The organism is Erwinia sp., assembly GCF_049696395.1.
Lineage (GTDB): Bacteria > Pseudomonadota > Gammaproteobacteria > Enterobacterales > Enterobacteriaceae > Erwinia.
This window is the reverse complement of sequence record NZ_JBAVTT010000022.1, coordinates 18,010-40,728: the sequence shown is the minus strand read 5'-3', so window position 1 is coordinate 40,728 and position 22,719 is coordinate 18,010. Positions and strand designations below refer to the sequence as shown.

Sequence of the window (22,719 nt, the reverse complement as noted above, 5' to 3'; positions counted from 1 at the left end):
TAGCGGCTTCTAAGCGCACTGGAAAGCAATCAACGCATGAGTTCGACCCCCATTCCCGCCCAGTTTAACGACCAGCGCCGTCAGTTTATTGATCGGCTGACTCGCCTCGTCGTCAGAGTCTGTGGTCTGGCGATCCTGCTGGTGATGCTGTTGCTGTTTGTCTGGCTGCTGTGGGTTGTGGTGCCGCTGTTCTCTTCCCCGACCCTCGGGAGCGCACATACCCTCAAGCTCCCGGCCTCAGAACCGGCGGTGGCGCTGGGTATGGATACCCAACAAAAGTGGGCATGGCGTATTGACCGCCAGGGACAGGGCTTCTTTATCCCTCTTGATGCCCAGCCGCCTTCAGTGGCCTTTCCGCTTTCCCGTGGTCAGGTCAGTGCAGTGACCACTGCCGACAATGGCAGCGTGTTACTTAGCAGTGCCAGCGGAGTGGTGCTGGTACAGCCGCAACTCACGGTAGCGGGTAGAGAACCTGTCTGGAAGTTCCCGCTGGGCGATAAGCCATTAGCCGGCAGCGACCCAAGCGCAACGGTGATGAGCATTGCCCATGCTGACGATCGCTGGCTGATTGCGCAAAGCAGTCAACAGCAGATCACGCTGTTGCAGTATGCAGTTGGCAGTGCAGTGGTGAGGTTCACGCTGCCTGTGCAGGACGTTACTCAACTGCTGCTCTCCCCGGATGGCAAACTGCTGTTTGGCGTCTCCGGGTCTATTTTACGTGTCTGGCGGATAACCGCGGAAGGGCCAGTTCTGCGGGATACACGCAGCCTGACTTCAGCACCCAAGCGAATTGCTTTGTTGAGCGGCGGCAGTTCTTTGCTTTTGTCAGACGCCGACGGGATTGCCCAGTGGTTTGATATCGCCAGCGAAACCGGGCCGCATTTGCAGCCCATCCGTCAGTTTGCCGGGGCAGAAGATCGCGGGCTGCTGTTCAGTGAAGCGCATCGTCGCGTCTTTGCCACCCTCAGTCCTGCGGGAGAACTCAAGCTGTATGCCAGCAAGCAAAGAGGGGCAATTTTGTCACGCCAGCTTAACTCTGGCGCGGAGAACGTTGCCTTTTCACCGCAGGGTGACGGCTTGCTGGTCGAAAATGCCGGCGTGATGCAGCACTACAAAATTGATAATCCGTGGCCCGATATCAGCTGGCGCAATCTCTGGCAGAAGGTCTGGTATGAACACTATCCTTCGCCTGATTATGTCTGGCAGTCCACCTCGGCCAACGACGAGTATCAGGGGAAGTTCAGCCTGGTGCCGATGGTGGTCGGTACGTTGAAAGCCGCCGGACTGGCGATGCTGTTTGCTACTCCGCTGGCGTTGGCGGCAGCCATGTATACGGCCTGGTTTATGGCGCCAGGGTTAAGGCGTTGGGTGAAGCCAGCTATCGAGATGATGGGGGCCTTGCCAAGCGTGGTGATCGGCCTGATTGCCGGGTTATGGCTTGCCCCGCAGCTGGCTGACAGGTTGCTCGGCGTACTGTTATTGCCGCTGATGTTGGCTGGCATGCTGTTGCTGTGCAGTTGGGCCTCGCTGAAGTTGTCTCCGCGCTGGCGTCGTCGCCTGTGTGATGAAGGACGCGAAATCTGGGTTTTGCTGCCTCTGCTGCTCCTGACCGGCTTCTTCTGCCTGTGGTTGCTGCCAGCGCTGGAGCACAGCCTGTTTGGCAAAGGACTGGCTGATCGTTTTAGTGGCGGTTATCAACAGCGTAACCTGCTGATTGCTGGTGTAGCGATGGGCTTTGCGCTGGTCCCTTTAATTTTCACTCTGGCGGAAGATGCCCTGTTCAGCGTACCGGCTTCTTTAGGCCAGGGCTCGCTGGCGTTGGGGGCAACGCAGTGGCAAACACTCACTCGCGTGGTGGTGCCCGGTGCTTCCTCCGGCATTTTCGCCGCCCTGATGATTGGCTTTGGCCGTGCACTGGGTGAAACCATGATTGTGTTGATGGCGACGGGCAATACGCCGGTGACTGAAGGCGGTTTATTGCAGGGCGTTCGTAGCCTTGCCGCTAATGTGGCGATTGAAATGCCAGAGGCTGCTGCCGGGAGCGGTCACTACCGTATTCTGTTCCTGAGCGCGCTGGTGCTGTTGGTCTTTACCTTGACGGTGAACACGCTGGCTGAAGTGATCCGCCAACGTCTGCGCAGGCGTTATGGCCAGCATGAGGGCGCGCTATGAGTGTTGTGATGAGTAATCACCGTTGGCGCTGGCTGACAGGGGGCGCGGTTGCCGTGAGCCTGCTGGCCTTTATTCTGCTGATAACCCTGCTTGCCTGGCAGGGGGTGAAGTATTTCTGGCCGCATCCGGTCACGCTCTATACGGTGCAGCAAAAGGTGGGCACCACGCAGATGTTGGGGGAAGTGGCGCAGTCGCAGACTGTTTCCCGGCAGCAGCTTGAGGAAAGTGGTCGCGTCTTGCCCGCAGGGCTGCCGGAAGAACTGACTCGTTACCTTATCAAAACCGGCAACCGTGACTTTGCCGCCTCAGATTTTCAAAGCATTTTAAGCAGCCAGATCGTCTCCAGCGAGCAGCCCACCGGCGTGATTGCGCTGCAACGTCGTTCCGGGGGCATGGCCTATGGCTGGTTTGACGGCCTGCTGGAGAATGGCCAGCCGCTGGTGGCTCGCAATATGATGCGGACTTTGCAGCAGCGGATAAAACAGGCGCAGCAGCATATGTCGCAGGCGGAAAAGATCCGTCGGGTGAGCATGGCTAAGCTGAACAGCGAACTGGAGCAGCTGGCCCAGCAACAGCGCCATCTTCAGCAACAGCACCAGTACACGGCTCAGGCACAGTCTATTCATCAGGCAGACAGCGCTGAGCTTCAGCGCCAGTTTATGCAGAAAGCGCAGCAGCTTAGGGCATTGAACAGCGAAAGCAGCAGCACGGTGCTGATCCTGCGGGATGCGCAGGGGCAGCAGCATCGCATTGTGATGAATGAAATCCTGAGCGCCTGGTATCCAAATGCGATGAGCTACGGCGAGAAATGGCTGCAGTTTGTCTGGCAGGTCTGGCACTTTGTCAGCGGCACGCAGGGCGACAGCATGGGGGAAGGCGGCGTGTTCCCGGCGATATTTGGCACCGTACTGATGGTGCTGCTGATGTCGATAGTGGTGATGCCTCTTGGGGTGATTGCCGCAATCTGGCTGCATGAATATGCCGGTAATGGCCTGATGACCCGGCTGGTCAGGATTGCGGTGGTGAATCTGGCTGGCGTGCCTTCTATTGTCTACGGTGTTTTTGGTCTGGGCTTTTTCGTCTGGCTGATTGGCGGCAGCCTGGACAAACTGTTCTTTACTGACGCCTTACCGGATCCCACCTTCGGCACGCCAGGCTTGCTGTGGGCTTCGCTGACCCTGGCGCTGTTAACGCTGCCGGTAGTGATTGTTGCCACTGAAGAAGGTCTGTCACGCATTCCTGACTCACTGCGCCAGGGTTCGCTGGCACTGGGCGCTACTCAGGCGGAAACGCTGTGGCATGTGACCCTGCCGCTGGCGGTTCCTGCTATGCTGACCGGTTTGATCCTGGCGGTAGCCCGAGCAGCCGGAGAGACTGCACCGCTGATGCTGGTTGGCGTGGTGAAAATGGTGCCAGAACTGCCGATCGATGCGGTGTTCCCTTATTTGCATCTGGATCGCAAGTTTATGCACCTTGGCTTCCAGATTTACGATCTGGCTTTCCAGAGCCCGAATGCTCAGGCGGATCGTCCGCTGGTCTTTGCCACGGCCTTACTGCTGGTAACGATAATTCTCGCGCTGAACCTGCTGGCGATGGTGCTGCGGCACCGCCTGCGGGAACGCTATCGCGCTTTGATGAACTGATTATGAGAGAAACATGGTGAAGCCTGATGAGCTGGAAAGCACGCTTGAGCTGGAGAACCTGTCGCTGTGGTATGGCGAGAAGCAGGCGCTGAAAGAGATTAGCCTGCGCATTCCCAAAAATCGTATCACCGCGCTGATTGGCCCTTCCGGCTGTGGAAAATCCACGCTGCTGCGCAGTATGAACCGGATGAATGAACTGATTGATGGCTGCCGGACCGAGGGCGATATTCGTCTGAATCAGCAGTCGATCCTCGGTGCCAGTCAGGACTTGTCTTCGCTGCGCCGCAGAGTCGGCATGGTGTTCCAGCGGCCAAATCCGTTTCCTAAAACTATTTATGAAAACATCGTCTACGGCCTGAGGCTGCAAGGTGTTCGCGACAGGCGCGTACTGGATGAGGCGGTTGAGCGGGCTTTGCGTGCCGCCGCGCTGTGGGGCGAAGTGAAGGATAACCTCTGGCAGAACGCGCTGACGCTCTCGAGCGGGCAACAGCAGCGTCTGGTGATTGCCAGAGCCATTGCGATTGAGCCGGAAATTCTGCTGCTGGACGAGCCAACTTCAGCGCTGGACCCGATTTCGACGCTGGTCATTGAAGAGCTGATGAGCAGCCTGAAACAGCACTTCACGCTGATTCTGGTCACCCACAATATGCAGCAGGCCGCCAGGGTGTCTGATTTCACCGCGTTTATGCATCAGGGAAGCGTGGTGGAATTTGGCGAGACTGACGAGCTGTTTACCACCCCGCGCCAGCGCCGGACTGAAGATTACATTACCGGTCGCTACGGCTAATAAAAAAAGGGGGAGATCAGCGATCTCCCCCTTTCTACGCAGTCACGGTCAACGCTTAGTCGCCAGCATGCCCTTCTTCAGGCAGCTTCTCACCGTCCAGCCAGGCTGCACCTTCCCGCATTGCCAGTCTGCCATCGACAAACCAGCCTACTACCAACGGATAAATAGCGTGTTCCTGATGCTGAACGCGGGCGTTGACATCCTCTTCGCTGTCTTCTGCAAACACCGGCACCTTCGCCTGAAGGATTACCGGACCGCCGTCCAACTGCTCTGTGACGAAATGCACCGAGGTGCCGTGCTCTTCATCGCCATTCTCAATAGCCTGACGGTGAGTGTGCAGACCCGGATATTTCGGCAGCAGGGAAGGGTGGATGTTCAGCATGCGTCCGGCATAGTGCTGGACGAACGTCGGGCTGAGGATCCGCATGTAACCGGCCAGCACCACTAAATCGGGGGCATAAGCATCGATTTCCAGCATCAGCTGGCGATCGAAGGCTTCACGGTCAGCAAACTGGGAAGCCGCGAGTGCGTGGGCAGGAATACCTGCTTCACGCGCTCGTGTAAGGCCGTAAGCTTCCGACTTGTTGCTGAATACGGCAGCAACGCTGCCGTGGATCTGGCCTTGCTGGCAGGCATCCAGGATAGCCTGAAGATTACTCCCCTGGCCGGAAACCAGCACGACTAGCCGTTTCATGCGTTAATGACCACACGCTCTTCGGAATCGGAGGCTTTGATTACGCCGATTTTCCAGGCTTTTTCGCCTGCATCGGTCATCAGCTGCACCGCTTTGTCGGCTTCTTCTGCACTGAGGGCGATTAACATGCCCACGCCACAGTTAAAGGTGCGGTACATCTCAAAGCGGCTGACGTTGCCCGCTTCCTGCATCCAGCCAAAGACAGCAGGCCACTGCCAGCTTGACTCTTCGATGACTGCCTGGGTGTTGTCTGGCAGCACGCGTGGGATGTTTTCCCAGAAGCCGCCACCGGTCAGGTGAGCAATCGCGTGAACATCAACCTGTTCGATCAGGCTCAGGATGTTTTTCACGTAGATGCGGGTCGGTTCCAGCAGATGGTCGGCCAGCGACTTGCCTTCCAGCTGAGTCGTTTCCGGGTCGGTTTTACTGACTTCCAGAATTTTACGCACCAGCGAATAGCCATTAGAGTGCGGGCCGCTGGAGCCGAGGGCAATCAGTACGTCGCCGTCCTGAACTTTGCTACCATCGATAATTTCTGATTTTTCAACGACGCCGACGCAGAAGCCTGCCACGTCATAATCTTCGCCGTGGTACATGCCAGGCATTTCAGCGGTTTCGCCGCCTACCAGTGCACAGCCAGACTGCGAGCAGCCTTCAGCAATGCCGGTAATCACGCTGGCTGCGGTGTCTACTTCCAGTTTGCCCGTGGCATAGTAATCCAGGAAGAACAGCGGCTCGGCGCCCTGAACCACCAAATCATTCACGCACATCGCGACCAGATCGATACCGATAGTATCGTGGCGTTTAAGGTCCATCGCCAGACGCAGCTTGGTGCCGACGCCGTCAGTGCCGGAAACCAGGATTGGCTCACGGTATTTTTGCGGCAGCGCACAAAGGGCACCGAAACCGCCCAGTCCACCCATCACTTCCGGGCGACGAGTCTTTTTCACTACGCCTTTGATACGATCGACTAAAGCATTACCAGCATCGATATCTACGCCGGCGTCTTTATAGCTGAGAGAGGTTTTGTCGGTCACTGCGAAATCCCCACGCGGTTTGCGGTTGGTGGTATGGAAAATAAAGCGCGGCAATTCTAACAGCGCAGGCAAACGTTTGCGAGTGCCATCTTCTGACGCGTTGCGGATATCTGGATTTTAGCTAATTATTGTCGGGTGAGGGCGGTTTAATCAAAAGTTGCATTAAGTCATAGAGCACTGAGCGTAAATGGCGCTATAATCTCGCGATTTTTTTTTGCAGCTTAACACTCCGGGAGTACAACAATGAAGATCGTGGTAGTCAAACACCCGCTGGTCAAACATAAACTGGGACTGATGCGTGAGCATGACGTAAGCACCAAACGTTTTCGTGAACTCGCCTCAGAAGTGGGAAGTCTGCTGACTTATGAAGCCACCTCCGATTTAGCCACCGAAAAGGTGACCATTGAAGGCTGGAACGGTCCGGTAGAAATCGAACAGATTAAAGGCAAGAAAATCACCGTTGTGCCAATCCTGCGTGCGGGACTGGGCATGATGGAAGGCGTGCTTGAGCACGTGCCAAGCGCGCGCATCAGCGTGGTGGGTGTTTACCGCGATGAAGAGACGCTGGAACCCGTCCCTTATTTCCAGAAGTTAGTTTCCAACATTGAAGAGCGCATGGCGCTGGTGGTAGACCCAATGCTGGCGACCGGCGGGTCGATGATTGCCACTATCGACCTGCTGAAAAAGGCCGGTTGCGTCAGCATTAAAGTGCTGGTGCTGGTGGCGGCTCCTGAAGGGATTGCTGCGCTGGAGAAAGCGCATCCGGATGTTGAGCTGTACACCGCGTCCATCGATCAGGGACTGAATGAGAAAGGGTATATTATTCCGGGCCTTGGTGACGCAGGCGATAAGATCTTCGGCACCAAATAAGCCGTTAATAACGAGACAAGCCGACCGCAGAGTCGGCTTTTTAATGGGTAAAACAAAGGGGTTTACAATGACACGTCGTGCAATTGGCGTTAGCGAGCGGCCACCGCTGCTGCAAACCATTCCGCTCAGCTTCCAGCACTTGTTCGCTATGTTTGGCGCAACCGTGCTGGTGCCTATCCTTTTCCATATCAACCCAGCCACGGTATTGCTGTTTAACGGCGTGGGCACCTTGCTCTATCTGTTTATCTGTAAAGGCAAAATTCCGGCGTATCTCGGCTCAAGCTTTGCCTTTATCTCCCCGGTTTTACTGCTGTTGCCGCTGGGTTATGAAGTGGCGCTCGGCGGCTTTATTCTCTGTGGCGTGCTGTTCTGCCTGGTGGCGTTGATTGTCAAAAAGGCCGGCACCGGGTGGCTGGACGTGATGTTCCCCCCAGCAGCGATGGGCGCGATTGTGGCGGTTATTGGCCTGGAACTGGCTGGCGTAGCGGCAAAAATGGCTGGGCTGTTGCCTGCTGATGGCGCTTCCGTCGACACCAAAACCCTCATTATCTCGATGGTAACGCTGGGTGTGACGGTCTTTGGCTCGGTGCTGTTCCGGGGCTTTATGGCCATTATTCCGATTCTGATTGGCGTGATTGCCGGCTACGCGCTCTCCTCGGCGATGGGCATTGTGGACTGGTCGTCGGTAGAAGCTGCGCACTGGTTTGCGCTGCCAACCTTCTACACTCCGCGCTTCGAATGGTACGCAATGTTAACTATCCTGCCTGCGGCGCTGGTGGTGATTGCTGAGCACGTTGGTCATCTGGTGGTTACCGCCAATATCGTGAAAAAGGATCTGTTGAAAGATCCCGGCCTGCATCGTTCGATGTTTGCTAACGGCATCTCAACGGTGATCTCCGGCTTCTTTGGCTCCACGCCAAACACCACGTACGGTGAGAACATTGGCGTGATGGCAATCACCCGCGTCTACAGCACCTGGGTGATTGGCGGCGCGGCTATTCTGGCTATTCTGCTCTCTTGCGTCGGTAAACTGGCGGCGGTGATCCAGGCCGTTCCTGTGCCGGTGATGGGCGGCGTGTCCTTGCTGTTGTACGGCGTGATTGGCGCTTCAGGTATTCGCGTGCTGATTGAATCGAAAGTGGATTACAACAAGGCACAGAACCTGATCCTGACTTCCGTAATCCTGATTATCGGTGTGAGCGGCGCTACGGTGCATATCGGTGCTGCTGAACTGAAAGGCATGGCGCTGGCCACGATTATTGGCATCCTGCTGAGCCTGATCTTTAAGGCTATCAGCCTGATCCGTCCTGAAGAAGAGGTGCTCGATCCACAGGATCGCGATCACCTGTAAGCCAGGGCGATCCGGCTGCGTTTATTAACGGAAGGAAGTTGTGATAAACTCCAGCCGGATTTTGCCCGATCAACACTGAGGTGCTTCTGAACACACCGGCACAGCTCTCTTTGCCCTTGTATTTGCCCGATGACGAAACCTTCGCCAGCTTCTGGCCGGGGGAGAACCCGTCGCTGATTGCCGCGCTGCAAAGTGCGTTGCAACAGGAGCACGGCAGCTATTTTTATTTCTGGTCGCGTGAAGGGGGAGGTCGCAGCCATTTGCTGCATGCCGCCTGCGCAGAACTTTCCGCTCGTGGCGAGGCCGTTGGCTATGTGCCGCTGGATAAGCGCACCTGGTTTGTGCCGGAAGTGTTGGATGGTATGGAGCAGTTGCCGCTGATCTGCATCGACAATATCGAATGCATTGCCGGGGACGAACCCTGGGAAATGGCGATCTTCGACCTCTACAACCGCATTCTGGAAACCGGCAGAACCCGCTTACTGATTACCGCCGATCGTCCTCCCCGTCAGTTAAACCTCAAGTTAGCCGATCTGGCGTCACGCCTGGACTGGGGACAGATTTATCGCCTTCAGCCGTTATCGGATGAGGACAAGTTGCAGGCTCTGCAGCTGCGGGCAAGGCTGCGTGGTTTTGAGTTACCGGAAGACGTGGGCCGTTTTCTGCTGAAAAGGCTGGATCGTGAAATGCGTACGCTGTTCGTGACGCTTGATAAGCTTGACCGCGCTTCCATCAGTGCCCAGCGTAAGCTGACCATTCCTTTTGTGAAAGAAGCGCTAGGCCTGTAATTCCCCGTACCGAACTCTGTTTTCAGCCCGGCGCGATCAGGATCTCATATAAGGCTTGAAGCGTTGCTGCAACTGGCGAAGCTGATCGATTCGCGCATCATATCTCGCCTGCTTCAGGCTGCCTAACGGCACGGAGGCACTGGCGCTGCTCAAACTTCTGATAGCCTGATCAAGCTGACCATTCAGCGCCATACTTTCCGCTCTGGCGGCTTCCTCTTCATCGGTTAATCCCTGATCGGCACTGGCCTGCGCCAGCAAATCCCAGCCGTTAGGATCGTCTTTGTGTGCCCAGGTATAGCGATTGAGAATTTTGCTCGCTTCAGCGGGTTGCTTCGCTTCAACATAAGCGTTCGCCAGGTTTAGCTGGACTACCGCGCTTGCGTTGACCCCCTTCGCGGCCAGCAGCATAGAGATAGCCTGCTGCGGCTGGTTCAACCCGATATCAATATCGCTCATGATGTCCAGATACCAGACGTTATTCGGCTGCTTAGCCAGCAGAGGCGCGATAATTTTTTTGGCATTAGCGAAACTTTTGGCCTGTAAAAACTGCACCGCTTTGCCGTATTGTCCCGCAGCCTGTTCTCGCGTATTCCCTTTATTCAGCGTATCCAGCAGATCATCAGTCAGCTGATTCTGACCCGTAGAGTACATGCCCAGCGCGCGAACTTTAGCCATGTAATAGTCCTGCGAGGACTGTACAACCACCGGTTTCATCTGATTAGCACGGTTACGGGCATCCGACAGGCGGCTATCCGGCAAGGGGTGAGTTAACAGGATTTCCGGTGGCTTGGAGGAGAAGCGCGACTGATCGGCCAGTTTCTGCAGGAAGTTCGGCATCGCTTCCGGATCAAACCCTGAGCGCTGCAACACCTGAATCCCAATGCGGTCGGCTTCCTGTTCATTTTGCTGAGTAAAGCTGATGATCCCTTGTTGCGCGCCAGCCAGCGTGCCACTTAATGCGGCCATCCCAGCCTGCGGGCTGGCCATTGCCAACAGAATCGATCCCAGTGCACCCACCCAGGTGAGCGGGGCATTGCGTTGCTGTTCTTCCATCGCTCGGGCCAGGTGACGTTGGGTGACGTGTGAGATTTCGTGCGCCATCACCGAGGCCAGCTGGCTTTCATTATCGGTATAGCGGAAAAGAGCCGAGTGCAGAACAACATTGCCGCCAAAGAAGGCGAAGGCGTTGATCTCATCATTGCGAATAAGGAAGAAGTGGAAGGGCGTTTTAACCGACCAGGCATGAGCAACCAGCCGTTGACCCAGCTGATTAATGTAGTCGTTCAACAGCGGATCGTTGATCAACGGCGCACTGCCGCGCAGTTGGCGGACATAGAAGTCGCCCATCTGCAGTTCCTGGCCGATAGACAAGGTATTGCCTGCCGTGGTGCCAATATCCGGCAGATTATCGCTGACATCGGCTTTTAACGGCAGTGAAGCGGCCGTAAGAGAAAAGATGAGTGAGGCAAGAGCACACTGCTTCAATCTACTGATCATGCGGGATCCCATTCTGATGACGTCTACTTTCGACCGGCAGTGTGAGCAAATGTTCTGTCTGCTGCTGGCAATCGTTGCCCTTTTCGCAGGGTATAATAATCATATGTTGAGGGGAAGGAAACGGTTGCAACAGCCGGTTACTGAATGATTTTCTGCAAAAAGTCCAAAATTGCCGTAAAAAATTGACTGTCTCATGCTGAATAACGGTGATTTCTGCTGTTCTTTTAGCGGGGGAAGAATCTGGACGGCGGCTGATATAACGGCTTTTTTTGCGTCCTTTGTCACATTTTAAAAAAGCGTAGCGGCTAAGATGACGATTTTTTTTGTTTAAAGTTAGGTAAATTTATTCAATAATTCTGATGGTGGCATGAAATTTGATTAGGTTTAGTCCTAAAAGCACCCGGTAAAGGGTGAAAGCGTGACAGAGTGAATATTAATATTATTGCTGGATTTGGAGGTTAATAAATAATACCCAGTACCACGCATTAATTTATTATCTGCAATCCAGTACCATGAATAATTTGACTTAAATTAAAATTATTACTATTAAACAGATCACTAAAATACAACCTCTACTTTATCGTTGTGTTAAATGCTGGGTCTGCTTTTAACTTGTTGTTATGTATAATATTAAACTTAATTTGAACAGTGCGGAATGTTAATAATTTCACTGATGAATTAATTACCCCTTTATGCCTTTTTCGCCAGGGAACAATCTGACAAAGCTATGGTATAGATCCTGTTGTCGCCGCAGTTGGCGAGATCCTACAGCCTTTTATCCGTGAGCCATCTGACTCGTTGCCCTGTTGCGGAGAGCCTCCTATGCGTCCAGTAGTATCCTATTTAGTCATTGCTGTTGTGGCCGGATTTGTCGGAGCCAGTTTTTCAAAGGCCCCGGATATTGCCGATAAAATTAGCGCCCGTTTTGGCAGTCCAGCTGCTGAACCTGCGGGTTTCTGGTCGAGCCCTACGATTGAGGGCTACGGTAAAATGCATTACGAATCAGATGTGGCTTATAAACCGGCTGTGGGTGACAGCAATAAAATCGTTTTCCAGATTACCAAAGCGGAAAATGGTCCCAGGGATCCTAATCTCGGCCTTGAACGTGTCGCCCGCGTAGTGAATTTGTATGTCGCTTCTGGCGTACCGGTTGAACAGCTGAAGTTTGTGGTTTCCGTCACCGGTGATGGCACGCCAGCGATGTTAAATAACGAACAGTATAAAAAAATGTTTGGTATGGATAATCCCAACCTCAAGCTGATCGGCCAACTGCGAGCTAAGGGCGTTGATGTCTCGGTTTGCGATCAATCTGTCGCCTTCCATCATTTCCAGAATGAGTGGATTGATAAAACAGTGACGCACGCGCTGTCCAGCCCAACCACGGTTGCCACCCTGGAGAATCAGGGCTACGCCTTCCTCGCTATGTGATTCTGTAGTGCCGGCTATGACGCGGGCCAGTGGCCCGCAGAACCGCGCTCAATTCATTACGCTTTGCCGTTTTCCCCGCCACCGAAAGAGTCAGCCAGTCACCTGCTGCGATCCTTTTTCTGTCATAAATCGTGGCTAACTTGCCCGCCAGTTGCGCACCCAATCCTCCCGCACGCTGCTGGTCTTCAGCCTGCTGCCGTGCTGGAAATGCCCGGCCAATTTTTGCCTGGAGACAACCGGGTATTTACTGCATCGCTGGATACCTGAACAGGGTGCGATCACGCACCAGGGCGTGGTAGATTAGTTTGACGGCCCTTACCCGTTTTATGATGCCAACGGACTTAACGATTAAACCAAATTATTATTGGTATTAAGGACGTCAGAATATTCCCAAAACGAACGAGAGGTGTACAATTAGCCGGTGCTTCACCAGGGCACAACACGCACTTATACAAACGCGCACAAAAAATAATAAGGCGCTATATTATGAAACGTCTCACCGAGGTGAGTCCATGTTGAGGCTGAGTCGCCCCAAAACGGACTTGCGCACGCTCATTACGTTATTAGCCGTGGCCAGCATCGTGATTACTCTGGCCAACTCCCTGTACGCCACCTGGCGTGTACAGCGTGAGGTGCTGATCACCAATACGCTTGAATCTAACCGCGTTTACGCCACTAAACTGGCCTCCACGACTGAAATGTTTTTTCAGCTGGCACAGTCACAGCTGGCGTTTAGCGCCAAGGTGCTGGGCGACGGTATGGATAACGATGCGGCGTTGCAAAGCGAGGTCGATCGCCTGCGCGAGCAGACCAACAGCTTTAACTCGGTGGTGATTGTGGATGCTAAGGGCTGGGTGAAAGCCATTTCGCCGGAGTCATTGATGCTGAAAGGCATGCACCTGACCACCAGTACCACCACTCAGGCGCTGACTGAGCGTAAACCGCTGATCGGCAAACCGAGCCTTTCGGCTGCTAATAACCTGATGGTGTTTGTCTCCTGGCCGGTTTGGTCAAAAACCGGCAGCTATCTGGGCTTCGTTGGCGGCACGATCTACCTGAAGAAAAAAAGCATTCTGAACGAGTTGCTCGGCGAGCAGTTCTACCGCGATGGCTCCTCTCTTTATGTCGTTGATAGTGATAACCGCGTGCTTTATCACCAGAACGGCAAGCTTATCGGACAAAAAATTGCCCCGCTGATCGAGGATGAAGTCAGAAAGAAGAACAGCAATGGTTATCAGCAGATCCCCAAAGCCAGCGGCGAACCGATGCTGGCGGGTTACGCGATGGTTTCCACTCCGGGCTGGATGATTGTAGCGATGAAACCGACGCAAACCACCCTGGAACCGCTGAACAGCCTGTTATTGAAGGTGCTGCAACACTCAGTGCCTTTTGCACTGCTGACGCTGATCTGCGCGTGGATCCTGGCCCGTCTGATTGCTCTGCCACTTTGGCAACTGGCGCGTAAGGCCAGCCAGATGGATGCGCCGGGCGTGTCGAAAGAGATCAACGGTATTCGTTCCTGGTATTATGAATCGTCACAGATTAAGCGTGCGATGCTGGCCGGGATTGGCCTGTTGCAGGATAAAATTGGTCGACTGAAGTTTGAAGTGCAGACCGATCCGATGACCGAACTGCTCAACCGCCGTGGTCTGAATGCGGTGCTGGAATATTTCCTGGCTACCCGTCAGCCTTTCGCCGTGTTGGCGGTAGATATCGATCACTTCAAAAAGGTGAATGATACCTGGGGCCATGACGTCGGCGATAACGTGATTAAAAGCGTGGCGGATCAGCTGAGTAAAAGCTCCCGACAGACCGACGTGGTTTGCCGTAACGGCGGGGAAGAGTTCCTGATGATCATGCCTGGCGCCGAGCGTGAGATAGCGTTGGCTATCGCCGAGCGCGTCAGAAGAAAGATTGAGCTGCTGGAGCTGCCAACCGTTGGGCACATTTCGATCTCGATTGGCGTGGCGTTCTGGTCACCTGATGAAGTCTCGATGGAGCAGGCGTTCAAACAGGCGGATGATGCGCTGTATCAGGCGAAGAATGCCGGACGTAACCGCGTGGTGACCTGCCAGCCAGAACCTCAGCTTGAGTTGCACCCTCAGCAGCATAGCCGCTAACCCTTTCTGTCCGGCCTGGCACCAGTCAGGCCGGACAGTCACGCGACAGCGCCTCACCCTTCAGGTAGACTGTTTCCCCCTTAGTACGCAAGGACGTTCTCCATGCTCGACCTTTTAATTCAGTGGTATCGCCGCCGCTTCAGCGATCCCCAGGCTATCGCCTTGCTGGCCATCCTGATCGCCGCCTTCTGTATTCTTTTCTTCTTTAATGGCCTGCTGGCACCGCTGCTGGTGGCTTTAGTGGTGGCTTATCTGCTGGAGTGGCCGACCGTTCGTCTTGAACGACTGGGCTGTTCACGTACCTGGGCAACAGCGATCATTTTAATTATTTTCGCCTCTTTATTGCTGGTGTTAGTGCTGGTGGTTGCCCCCGTTGCCTGGCAACAGGGCATCAATCTGGCTCACGAGCTGCCGACCATGCTCAACAGTCTTTATCAGTATGCGACCCGCTTGCCGGAGCGCTTCCCGACGCTGATGGACGTGGGCATCGTGGATATCGTGATCGAAAACCTGCGCAGCCGACTGAGCGGGATGGGCGACCAGCTGGTGAAGTACTCACTGGCTTCGCTGGTGGGGATCATGACGCTGGCTATTTATCTGGTGCTGGTGCCGCTGATGGTGTTCTTCCTGCTGAAAGATAAAGATCAGATGCTGAGCGCAATCAGCCGTGTTCTGCCTCGCAACCGTGGCCTGGCTGGTCAGGTGTGGGAAGAGATGAACCAGCAGGTCTCCAACTATATTCGCGGCAAAGTGCTGGAGATGGTGGTGGTTGGGATTGCTACCTGGATCGGCTTCCTGGCTATCGGCATGAACTATGCGCTGCTGCTGGCGGTGCTGGTTGGGTTCTCGGTCTTAATCCCTTATGTTGGCGCACTGGCGGTGACCATTCCGGTTATCGGCGTTGGCCTGGCGCAATGGGGCCTGGGCGGCGACTTCTGGACGATGATTATCGTCTATCTGATTATTCAGGGGCTGGATGGCAATATTCTGGTGCCGGTGCTGTTCTCAGAAGCCGTCAATCTGCATCCGCTGGTGATTATCCTTTCTGTGGTGATCTTTGGCGGACTGTGGGGGTTCTGGGGGGTGTTCTTCGCCATTCCACTGGCCACGCTGATCAAAGCGGTGGTTCATGCCTGGCCTGATGAGCTGAACGTAGAGCAGAAAAAACTCAGATAAAGTCGATGCAGAAGAAAAGGGCAGAAGCGTTGCTGTGCCTTAATAATCGGAGATAATCCGGCAATTAAGGTGCATTCTCTTCTGCCCTTTTTTTATTTTTAACCGACTGACCAGACGATCAGGCTGTTTTCAGGTAGTCCATCACGATGTCGTGGTGAGTCGCTGTTTTGAAGTCATCAAACACATGCTCAACCTTGCCATCAGTGCCAATCAGGAAGCTGACTCGGTGGATGCCGTCATAGGTTTTGCCCATAAACGTCTTCTCACCCCAGATGCCAAACTGCTCACAAACCTGATGGTCTTCATCGGAAAGCAGCGTAAAGTTCAGCAGCTCTTTCTCAACAAATCGCGACAGTTTCTCCGGCTTATCGGTGCTGATCCCTAACACATCAACACCGGCTTTTTTCAGCTCATCCATGCTGTCACGCAGACCGCATGCTTGCACGGTGCAGCCTGGCGTCATCGCTTTCGGGTAGAAATACACCAGAACGCGCTGTCCCTGGAAGTCGGTTAAATTTACTTGTTCGCCATCCTGATCGGGCAAGCTAAATTTCGGTGCGTTATCACCGGCTTTCAGTGGATTCATCACTACTCTCCCTTTTTTCTTCATGCTGTGGATACTGGACGACGTTAATAGTGCCTTGCGCCTGCAGTTCTGTACATAGCCTGTTGAAGGCCTGCTCAATAAATGAGGCATCCTGGCTGGCCGGGCTGTGAGCGGTAATTTGAATATAGAGTAAAGGCGGCTGATTTTCTTGCGCGGGCTGGGTGCGTGACACCAGTTCGGCGATATTCATTTGATGGGAATCAAACAGATCGGTGAAGCGCTCAATGATGTGTGGCGAATCCTTGACTTCCACCTGAACCCAGACAGTGGCGGGCATGGGCGGACGTTCGCAGAAGGTGGTGCGTTTCATCACGATCAGCAATTCCAGTTCCGCGCCCTTTAATGGCAGCGTTGACTCAATCAACGTAATCGCGTTCCAACTGCCGGAAAGCAGCATGATAAAGCTGAATTCCTCACCCAGCATGGCCAGACGGCTATCTTCAATGTTGCAACCGCAGCTGCTGACGTGGCGGGTGATGGTGTTAACAATCCCCGGGCGGTCAACCCCCAGTGCGGTGATAACCAGATGATGTTGCTGTGACTGCGGCAAAATGATGCTTCCTGTCCGTCATGATGATTAGCAATTGTGATAACTCTAAGGTAAACATAAAAAATACCCTATGCCAAGTGGCCTGGGGGCCTTGTCTGCTTGCTTTTAGAGTACCGTAAACCGTACCATGAAGGACTTGTTTGTGGAGGGGATGGCTAATGTTCACGGGAAGTATTGTTGCACTCGTCACGCCGATGGATGACAAAGGGTTTGTCTGCCGTGCGAGTTTGAAAAAACTGATTGATTATCATGTTGCCAGCGGAACCGCGGCAATTGTCTCAGTAGGGACCACCGGTGAATCCGCCACATTAAGCCATGACGAACATGGTGATGTGGTGATGATGACGCTGGAGCTGGCCGACGGCCGCATTCCGGTGATTGCCGGAACCGGCGCTAACGCCACCGCTGAAGGGATTGCCCTGACCAAACGCTTTGAAAAAAGCGGTGTGGTCGGCTGCCTGACCGTGACCCCATACTACAATCGTCCCACTCAGGAAGGGCTGTATCAGCACTTCAAAGCCATTGCAGAAAGCACCGATCTGCCGCAGATGTTGTATAACGTCCCGTCGCGCACGGGCTGCGATATGCTGCCAGAAACGGTCGGTCGCCTGGCGAAAATACAAAATATTATCGGAATTAAAGAGGCTACCGGGAACTTATCGCGGGTAAGTCAGATCCAAGAGCTGGTTGATGAAGATTTCATTCTGGTCAGTGGCGACGATGCCACTTCCCTCGACTTCATGCAGCTTGGCGGACAGGGCGTAATCTCTGTTACGGCAAATATTGCCGCGCGTGAAATGGTAGAATTGTGCAAACTGGCCAGCCAGGGCAACTTTGCCGAAGCACGTCGCCTTAATCAGCGCCTGATGCACCTGCATCAGAAGCTATTCATTGAGCCTAATCCTGTCCCGGTTAAATGGGCTGCTAAGCAGTTAGGATTAATTGCAACCGACACGCTGCGTCTGCCGATGACGCCGATGACTGATGCCGGTCGTCCGGTTGTTGAGCAGGCACTGAAAAGCGCAGGTCTGCTGTAAATTTAGGGAGTTTTAATGGCTTATTCAGTACAAAAGTCCACGGTAGCAAAAGTGGTAGGGCTTTCTTTAGTGATGCTGCTGGCAGCATGTTCCAGCGATCAGCGCTACAAGCGCCAGGTCAGCGGCGATGAATCTTATCTGAAAGCGGCTGATGTAAGCGATCTGCACGCACCGGCAGGGATGGTAATGCCGTTGCAGAATGGCGATTTTGAGATCCCATCCGCCAGCAGCACTGGCGCCATTGGTAAGCAGCTGGACATTCGTCCACCGGCTCAGCCACTGGCCTTGATGAACGGAACCCGTACCCAGTTTGCCGGTAATTCAGGCGTGCTGTTACTGGACAACGCGCGTACCGGTTCACTGTGGCCGCAGGTTGTTGACGTTGTGCAGGCGAAGAATTACCCGATTGCCAGCCGCAACGATGCTAACCAGACGCTGACCACTGATTGGGTGCAGTGGAACCGTGCTGATGAAGACCATCAGTATCGTGGCCGCTACCAGATCAGCGTGCAGCAGCAGGGTTATCAGCAGGCGCTGTCTGTCAAACTGCTGGAACTGCAGCAGGAAGATAAAGGCGTGAACTCTCCTGTTCAGCTTCAGCGCTACACCGCGCAGATGCTGAACGAATTGAGCAACAGCCTGGATAAAAACGAAACCTCACGTGAAAACGCGGCTGCCAAGCGCACTTCCACGCAGATTGACGTGCAGAGTGGCGCAGATGATACCGGCCTGCCGGATCTGATTGTCCGTGCCCCGTTCAATACCGTCTGGGATCGTCTGCCAGCAGCACTGCAACGTGCCGGCTGGAAAGTAACAGATACTAACCGCTCTCAGGGTAGCCTGAACGTGACCTACAAAGCTCTGGACAGTGATGAGTGGGACCAGTTAGGCGCGAAAGACCCAGGTCTGACCAACGGCGATTATAAGCTGCAGGTCGGCGATCTGGATAACCGCAGTAGCCTGCAGTTCCTCGATCCAAAAGGCCATACGCTGACCCAGTCGCAGAACGATGCGCTGGTTGCCGTATTCAACGCTGCCTTCAGCAAGTAATACCTTAAGGCCGGACTTTCCGGCCTTTTTTATTCCTCTGTACGTAAACGATTGCTTCGATTTTTTCGCCACAGAGAATAAACTAGTTACAGCCCCATTTTTCCCGTTCTATTTTTGGAGTTTAAGAAGATGCAAAAGCAAGCTGAGTTGTATCGCGGCAAAGCGAAAACCGTTTACAGCACCGAAAATCCGGATCTGTTGGTACTCGAATTCCGTAACGATACGTCAGCACTGGACGGTGAACGTATCGAACAGTTTGATCGCAAAGGAATGATTAACAATAAGTTTAATTATTTCATCATGACTAAACTGCAGGAAGCCGGTATCCCGACGCAGATGGAAGCGCTGCTGTCTGATAACGAAGCGCTGGTCAAAAAGCTGGATATGGTGCCGGTAGAGTGCGTGATGCGTAACCGTGCCGCTGGCTCGCTGGTGAAGCGTCTGGGCGTGGAAGAGGGAATGATCCTCAACCCACCGCTGTTTGACCTGTTCCTGAAGGACGATGCGAAACACGACCCGATGGTGAACGAATCTTACTGCGAAACCTTTGGTTGGGTGAACAAAGAGAATCTGGCCCGCATGCGTGAGCTGACCTATAAAGCTAACGACGTGCTGAGCAAATTGTTCTCTGACGCCGGACTGATTCTGGTGGACTTCAAGCTGGAGTTTGGCCTGTTCAACGGCGAAGTGGTGCTGGGTGATGAGTTCTCTCCGGATGGCGCACGTCTGTGGGACAAAGAAACACTGAACAAGATGGACAAAGACCGTTACCGCCAGAGCCTGGGCGGCCTGATCGAAGCTTATGAAGAAGTGGCTACCCGTCTGGGTGTGAAGCTCGACTAAGTTTTCTGGCTGCGGCACTCTGCCGCAGCTTTTATTTTTTCCCCCAGTGACCGTTTTTTCCTCGTCTGATCCAGTCAACTTCTCCCGTTATACCCACTTAGCTGGTGTTAGCAGAGACACACGTCTAAAATCACTGTTACAGCCGTGGAATGATGATAACGAGAGGTAATGTATGCGTTGGCAAGGGCGCCGTGAGAGCGATAATGTGGACGATCGCCGTGATGATTCTGGCTCGTCACCCTCAATGGGGGCGGGAAGAATGCGCATTCCTCGAGGTAAGGGCGGGATAATTCTGCTGATTGTCGTGGTGGTAGCCAGTTACTATGGCTATGACCTTAGTCCTTTATTGACGGGAGAAAGCACCAGCGTTTCTCAACCTGCTCCGCAACGTCAAAGCAGCATCAAGCCACAGCAGGACGAGGCCGCGAAATTTACCTCAGTGATCCTGGCGACGACGGAAGATACCTGGCAACAGCTTTTCCAGAAAATGGGCAAAACCTACACACAGCCAAAACTGGTGATGTATCGCGGGGCAACCCGCACCGGCTGTGGCACTGGTCAGTCAGTCATGGGGCCTTTCTACTGTCCGGCTGATTCCACGGTGTACATTGACCTGTCGTTTTACGATGAGATGAAAAGCAAACTTGGGGCAGACGGTGATTTTGCGCAAGGGTATGTTATTGCGCATGAAGTCGGCCATCACGTGCAGAAACTGCTGGGCATTGAGCAAAAAGTGCGTCAGATGCAGCAGGGTGCCAGCCAGACTCAGGCCAACCAGCTTTCGGTGAAAATGGAACTGCAGGCAGACTGTTTTGCGGGCGTGTGGGGCTACTACATGCAAAAGCAAAACGTGCTTGAACCCGGCGATTTGCAGGAAGCGTTGAATGCTGCTGAAGCGATCGGCGACGATCGTCTGCAACAGCGCGGTCAGGGTAGGGTCGTACCCGACAGCTTTACTCACGGGACGTCAGAGCAGCGTTACAGCTGGTTTAAAAAAGGCTTTGATAGTGGTAATCCGGGTCAGTGCGATACGTTTAGTCGCTGAACATGGCTGGGATCAACGACACGCTTCACTACAGCGAACAACTCAGGCAGCAAGGGCTTCGGCAGATTCTGGTGATCAGCGGTGATGACAGCTGGTGCCAGCATCAGGCTGAACAGTGGATGGCGTGGTTACCGGGTGACTGGATGTGGCTGGGTGATGCGCCACACAGCCCGCTGAACTGCGCCCCAGCAGCGGCAAGAACCTTGCTGGGGCGGGAGTTTCTCCACGCGGTTTTTGATGCCCGTAGCGGGTTTCATGCAGAAGCGCTGGCCGCACTTTCCGGTACGATCAAAGCGGGCAGCTGGCTGCTGATACTGGTGCCAGAGTGGTCGCGTTGGGCGACGTTACCAGATACCGATTCTCTGCGTTGGAGCGAGCAGGCTGCTCCCATCCCGTCATTCCACTTTATCCGCCGTTTTCAGCAGCTGGTTGAGCAGGATGAGACCCTTGCACTCTTACGCCAGCATCAGCCCTTCACTTTACCCCCTCTGCCAACATTTCCCGACTGGCAGCCTGATAACACCTCACAGCAGCAGGCGGTGCTCGACGAGCTACTGACCAGTGAACCCGGTATTTCAGTGATTATTGCGCCGCGCGGCAGAGGAAAATCAGCCCTCGCAGGCTTGCTGGCCGCACGCTGGCGGGGACGCTGCCTGATTACCGCTCCGGCGAAAGTTGCCACGGATGTGCTGGCAGAGTTCGCCGGAGAAGCCTTCGAGTTTATCGCGCCGGATCGCCTTCTGGCGCTGAGCCCTCAACAGCGCCCACAGAATATTGACTGGCTGCTGGTGGATGAAGCCGCAGCCCTTCCAGCACCAATCCTCCGGCAGCTGGTAGAGCTTTATCCTCGCGTGTTGCTGACGTCGACCTTACTGGGTTATGAAGGGACCGGTCGCGGCTTTATGTTGAAATTCTGCGCCAGTCTGCCCCAGTTCACCTTACGCAAGCTTGAGCAGCCGCTGCGTTGGTCAGCGAATGATCCCATGGAGCGCTTTATCAATAAAGCGCTGCTTATTGCGGAAGCGGAACCAGAACAGAGCACGCTGCCGCTGCAGTTTTCCTTCCCTGAACAGTCTGCCTGGCTGACTGAGCCTGAACAACTGTCGGCCATGTATCAGTTGCTGGCGAGCGCCCACTACCGTACTTCCCCGCTGGATTTGCGGCGGATGATGGATGCGCCAGGCCTGCATTTCAGTCTGGCCTCTCAGGGAGGAACGGTTCAGGGCGCGATGTTGCTGGTGGATGAGGGCGGCCTGTCTGCCGATTTGTCCGACGCGGTCTGGGCCGGATTCCGGCGTCCAAGAGGGAATCTGGTTGCTCAGTCTCTTGCTGCCCACGGTGGCTGGCCCCAAGCTGCTCAGCTTCGGTCAAGACGTATCAGCCGCATCGCCATTACGCCAGACTGCCGCCGACAGGGAACCGGTCGTCAAATGGTGCAGCAAAGCAGGAAGGAGGCTGAGGGGCTGGATTTTTTATCGGTCAGTTTCGGTTATACGGCAGAACTTTGGGCCTTTTGGCGTGCCTGCGGCTTCAAACTGGTGCGATTTGGCAGCCAGCAGGAAGCCAGTAGCGGGTGTTTTACGGCAATGGCGATCCTCCCTTTAAGCGAGCAGGGAGAATATCTGGTTGAGCAGGCCAGCAACAGGCTGCAACGTGACTGGCCGTGGTTACAGCGACTTCTCCCTGATATCGAGCTGAACATTGCTGAGCTTGCGGATCAAAGTCTGGACGAAGAAGACTGGCGTGAGCTGGCCGGGTTTGCCTGGGGACACCGTCCTTTTGAGGCCAGCATTGGCGCATTGGGGCGGCTGGTTAGCCGTTGTCAAAGCGATTTGCCGCTGTTGAAAGGAGCGATTGTCGGCGAAATGTCGCCAGTGGAACTCAATCAGCAATTTGGACTGTCTGGTCGCAAGGCATTACTGGCTGGGTGGCGGCAGGAAACGCAAAGAGCGCTGAGAACGCTTGATCTGGCTTCCAGCGAACGCTGGCAGAGCACCCTCAATTCAATCAGGGCTTCAGGATAA

The 22,719-nt window shown here is 54.4% G+C and carries 20 protein-coding genes; 15 read left to right on the top strand and 5 right to left on the bottom strand.

Annotated elements, in window-relative coordinates:
• The first annotated feature begins 36 nt into the window (after positions 1-36).
• Genes WCC56_RS03125 through pstB form a run of 3 tightly spaced genes read left to right on the top strand, consistent with a single transcriptional unit; the run spans position 37 to position 4,602 of the window.
• Positions 37-2,172 (top strand): ABC transporter permease subunit, encoded by a 2,136-nt coding sequence (locus WCC56_RS03125; RefSeq protein WP_424690982.1) that lies wholly within the window; start codon positions 37-39, stop codon positions 2,170-2,172.
• Positions 2,169-3,815 carry a phosphate ABC transporter permease PstA gene (gene pstA, locus WCC56_RS03120; RefSeq protein WP_424690981.1) on the top strand — a complete coding sequence of 549 codons (1,647 nt, stop codon included), beginning with the start codon at positions 2,169-2,171 and terminating at the stop codon, positions 3,813-3,815. Before WCC56_RS03125 ends, pstA begins: the two co-directional genes overlap by 4 nt.
• Positions 3,816-3,828: 13 nt before the next feature.
• Entirely contained in the window at positions 3,829-4,602 is a 774-nt protein-coding gene (gene pstB, locus WCC56_RS03115; RefSeq protein WP_424690980.1) for a phosphate ABC transporter ATP-binding protein PstB, read from the top strand.
• Between the two features lie 55 nt (positions 4,603-4,657).
• Here the strand turns inward: pstB and purN are convergent, their stop codons facing one another.
• Together purN and purM are read right to left on the bottom strand one after the other, a co-directional pair.
• The gene (gene purN / locus WCC56_RS03110) at positions 4,658-5,296 is read right to left on the bottom strand and encodes a phosphoribosylglycinamide formyltransferase (RefSeq protein ID WP_424690979.1); all 639 of its coding nucleotides are present in this window, start codon (positions 5,294-5,296) and stop codon (positions 4,658-4,660) included.
• Complete coding sequence (purM, locus tag WCC56_RS03105; RefSeq protein ID WP_424690978.1) at positions 5,293-6,333, bottom strand: phosphoribosylformylglycinamidine cyclo-ligase; 1,041 nt, start codon at positions 6,331-6,333, stop codon at positions 5,293-5,295. The genes purN and purM overlap by 4 nt, the downstream gene beginning before the upstream one ends.
• Before the next feature lie 243 nt (positions 6,334-6,576).
• On the opposite strand from purM, the gene upp reads away from it, so the two are divergent.
• From upp to hda, 3 genes are all read left to right on the top strand, one after another.
• Positions 6,577-7,203, top strand: coding sequence for a uracil phosphoribosyltransferase (gene upp / locus WCC56_RS03100; protein WP_424690977.1), 627 nt, complete (start codon positions 6,577-6,579; stop codon positions 7,201-7,203).
• Positions 7,204-7,270: 67 nt separating this feature from the next.
• The gene (uraA, locus tag WCC56_RS03095; RefSeq protein WP_424690976.1) at positions 7,271-8,554 is read left to right on the top strand and encodes a uracil permease; all 1,284 of its coding nucleotides are present in this window, start codon (positions 7,271-7,273) and stop codon (positions 8,552-8,554) included.
• 86 nt (positions 8,555-8,640) lie between these two features.
• Positions 8,641-9,342, top strand: a complete 702-nt coding sequence (hda, locus tag WCC56_RS03090; RefSeq protein ID WP_306213096.1) for a DnaA inactivator Hda — start codon at positions 8,641-8,643, stop codon at positions 9,340-9,342.
• A 36-nt stretch (positions 9,343-9,378) separates the two neighbouring features.
• On the opposite strand, the gene WCC56_RS03085 is transcribed toward hda, so the two are convergent.
• Positions 9,379-10,839, bottom strand: a complete 1,461-nt coding sequence (locus WCC56_RS03085) for a M48 family metalloprotease (RefSeq protein WP_424690975.1) — start codon at positions 10,837-10,839, stop codon at positions 9,379-9,381.
• A gap of 822 nt (positions 10,840-11,661) precedes the next feature.
• Between WCC56_RS03085 and WCC56_RS03080 the strand changes: the two genes are divergently transcribed.
• From WCC56_RS03080 to WCC56_RS03065, 4 genes are all read left to right on the top strand, one after another.
• Positions 11,662-12,267 carry a DsrE family protein gene (locus tag WCC56_RS03080; protein WP_424690974.1) on the top strand — a complete coding sequence of 202 codons (606 nt, stop codon included), beginning with the start codon at positions 11,662-11,664 and terminating at the stop codon, positions 12,265-12,267.
• Positions 12,268-12,418: 151 nt separating this feature from the next.
• The gene (locus tag WCC56_RS03075) at positions 12,419-12,571 is read left to right on the top strand and encodes a hypothetical protein (protein ID WP_424690973.1); all 153 of its coding nucleotides are present in this window, start codon (positions 12,419-12,421) and stop codon (positions 12,569-12,571) included.
• Positions 12,572-12,779: 208 nt separating this feature from the next.
• On the top strand, positions 12,780-14,387 hold the full coding sequence (locus tag WCC56_RS03070) for a sensor domain-containing diguanylate cyclase (protein WP_424690972.1): 1,608 nt from the start codon (positions 12,780-12,782) through the stop codon (positions 14,385-14,387).
• Between the two features lie 102 nt (positions 14,388-14,489).
• A complete protein-coding gene (locus WCC56_RS03065) occupies positions 14,490-15,563 on the top strand; it encodes an AI-2E family transporter (RefSeq protein ID WP_424690971.1) in 1,074 nt (357 codons plus the stop codon).
• A gap of 118 nt (positions 15,564-15,681) precedes the next feature.
• Here WCC56_RS03065 and bcp read toward each other — a convergent pair whose 3' ends face one another.
• On the bottom strand, positions 15,682-16,149 hold the full coding sequence (gene bcp / locus WCC56_RS03060) for a thioredoxin-dependent thiol peroxidase (RefSeq protein ID WP_424690970.1): 468 nt from the start codon (positions 16,147-16,149) through the stop codon (positions 15,682-15,684).
• On the bottom strand, positions 16,127-16,720 hold the full coding sequence (locus WCC56_RS03055; RefSeq protein WP_424690969.1) for a glycine cleavage system transcriptional repressor: 594 nt from the start codon (positions 16,718-16,720) through the stop codon (positions 16,127-16,129). The genes bcp and WCC56_RS03055 overlap by 23 nt, the downstream gene beginning before the upstream one ends.
• Positions 16,721-16,878: 158 nt before the next feature.
• Between WCC56_RS03055 and dapA the strand changes: the two genes are divergently transcribed.
• The 5 genes from dapA to WCC56_RS03030 all read left to right on the top strand — a co-directional run bounded on the left by dapA (position 16,879) and on the right by WCC56_RS03030 (position 22,719).
• The gene (dapA, locus tag WCC56_RS03050) at positions 16,879-17,757 is read left to right on the top strand and encodes a 4-hydroxy-tetrahydrodipicolinate synthase (protein WP_424690968.1); all 879 of its coding nucleotides are present in this window, start codon (positions 16,879-16,881) and stop codon (positions 17,755-17,757) included.
• A gap of 15 nt (positions 17,758-17,772) precedes the next feature.
• A complete protein-coding gene (bamC, locus tag WCC56_RS03045) occupies positions 17,773-18,807 on the top strand; it encodes an outer membrane protein assembly factor BamC (protein WP_424690967.1) in 1,035 nt (344 codons plus the stop codon).
• Positions 18,808-18,936: 129 nt separating this feature from the next.
• A complete protein-coding gene (gene purC / locus WCC56_RS03040; RefSeq protein WP_424690966.1) occupies positions 18,937-19,650 on the top strand; it encodes a phosphoribosylaminoimidazolesuccinocarboxamide synthase in 714 nt (237 codons plus the stop codon).
• Between the two features lie 172 nt (positions 19,651-19,822).
• A complete protein-coding gene (gene ypfJ, locus WCC56_RS03035; RefSeq protein WP_424690965.1) occupies positions 19,823-20,695 on the top strand; it encodes a KPN_02809 family neutral zinc metallopeptidase in 873 nt (290 codons plus the stop codon).
• A 2-nt stretch (positions 20,696-20,697) separates the two neighbouring features.
• Positions 20,698-22,719, top strand: a complete 2,022-nt coding sequence (locus WCC56_RS03030; RefSeq protein ID WP_424690964.1) for a tRNA(Met) cytidine acetyltransferase TmcA — start codon at positions 20,698-20,700, stop codon at positions 22,717-22,719.

Bases quoted from the DNA above. Each gene is read 5' to 3' on its own strand.
- WCC56_RS03070 (WP_424690972.1), top strand. From the start codon at position 12,780: ATGTTGAGGCTGAGTCGCCCCAAAACGGACTTGCGCACGCTCATTACG.
- purN (WP_424690979.1), bottom strand. From the start codon at position 5,296: ATGAAACGGCTAGTCGTGCTGGTTTCCGGCCAGGGGAGTAATCTTCAG.
- WCC56_RS03085 (WP_424690975.1), bottom strand. From the start codon at position 10,839: ATGATCAGTAGATTGAAGCAGTGTGCTCTTGCCTCACTCATCTTTTCT.
- dapA (WP_424690968.1), top strand. From the start codon at position 16,879: ATGTTCACGGGAAGTATTGTTGCACTCGTCACGCCGATGGATGACAAA.
- WCC56_RS03125 (WP_424690982.1), top strand. From the start codon at position 37: ATGAGTTCGACCCCCATTCCCGCCCAGTTTAACGACCAGCGCCGTCAG.
- pstB (WP_424690980.1), top strand. From the start codon at position 3,829: ATGGTGAAGCCTGATGAGCTGGAAAGCACGCTTGAGCTGGAGAACCTG.
- WCC56_RS03065 (WP_424690971.1), top strand. From the start codon at position 14,490: ATGCTCGACCTTTTAATTCAGTGGTATCGCCGCCGCTTCAGCGATCCC.
- pstA (WP_424690981.1), top strand. From the start codon at position 2,169: ATGAGTGTTGTGATGAGTAATCACCGTTGGCGCTGGCTGACAGGGGGC.
- upp (WP_424690977.1), top strand. From the start codon at position 6,577: ATGAAGATCGTGGTAGTCAAACACCCGCTGGTCAAACATAAACTGGGA.
- uraA (WP_424690976.1), top strand. From the start codon at position 7,271: ATGACACGTCGTGCAATTGGCGTTAGCGAGCGGCCACCGCTGCTGCAA.
- bcp (WP_424690970.1), bottom strand. From the start codon at position 16,149: ATGAATCCACTGAAAGCCGGTGATAACGCACCGAAATTTAGCTTGCCC.
- WCC56_RS03030 (WP_424690964.1), top strand. From the start codon at position 20,698: ATGGCTGGGATCAACGACACGCTTCACTACAGCGAACAACTCAGGCAG.
- purC (WP_424690966.1), top strand. From the start codon at position 18,937: ATGCAAAAGCAAGCTGAGTTGTATCGCGGCAAAGCGAAAACCGTTTAC.
- ypfJ (WP_424690965.1), top strand. From the start codon at position 19,823: ATGCGTTGGCAAGGGCGCCGTGAGAGCGATAATGTGGACGATCGCCGT.
- bamC (WP_424690967.1), top strand. From the start codon at position 17,773: ATGGCTTATTCAGTACAAAAGTCCACGGTAGCAAAAGTGGTAGGGCTT.
- WCC56_RS03080 (WP_424690974.1), top strand. From the start codon at position 11,662: ATGCGTCCAGTAGTATCCTATTTAGTCATTGCTGTTGTGGCCGGATTT.